This is a genomic window from Vibrio sp. 1288 (genome assembly GCF_033344475.1).
Window position 1 is genome coordinate 1 of record NZ_JAWPOX010000887.1, and the last position, 574, is coordinate 574.

Here is a 574-nt window from a genome sequence, read left to right on the forward strand (position 1 = left end):
CTATGTGATAGATAGTGATCTTTACTTAGTTGCGTGCGCGGCACCGAGCAAAAAACATTGGCTAGGAAAAATTAACGACAGGCTCGTATAACAGGATATCTCTCGTTGGGGTTATGCCCGAGCGAGCAAATTCACGGAGGAAATATGAGAGACATAACACCAGATATTTGTGATCAATTCGAAGACCAAGTGACGTTGCTAAATTTACCGCTACAGAACTTTGGTCAACGTACCGCCTTTCATGGCGAAATTGTCACAGTGCGTTGCTATCACGATAATTCTAAAGTACGTGAAGTTCTAGAACAGGATGGCACTGGCAAAGTCTTGATTGTTGATGGACACGGTTCCTGCCAAAAAGCGCTGCTTGGTGATCAGCTGGCGATACTCGGTATCGAAAATGGTTGGGAAGGTATCATCGTGTACGGAGCGGTGCGTGATGTGGCACAAATGTCGCAAATGGACATAGGAGTGCAAGCGCTGGGTACATGCCCGTTTAAAACGGAAAAGCGTGGTGTGGGTGAAGTCAACGTGACGTTAACGATGCTGAACCAAATTGTTCAACCAAAACATCATG

The 574-nt window shown here is 45.8% G+C and carries 1 protein-coding gene; it reads left to right on the forward strand.

The features are described 5' to 3' along the window. Positions 1-144: 144 nt before the first annotated feature. On the forward strand, positions 145-574 hold a 430-nt coding region (locus R8O11_RS29920), incomplete at its 3' end, for a putative 4-hydroxy-4-methyl-2-oxoglutarate aldolase (RefSeq protein WP_318195219.1).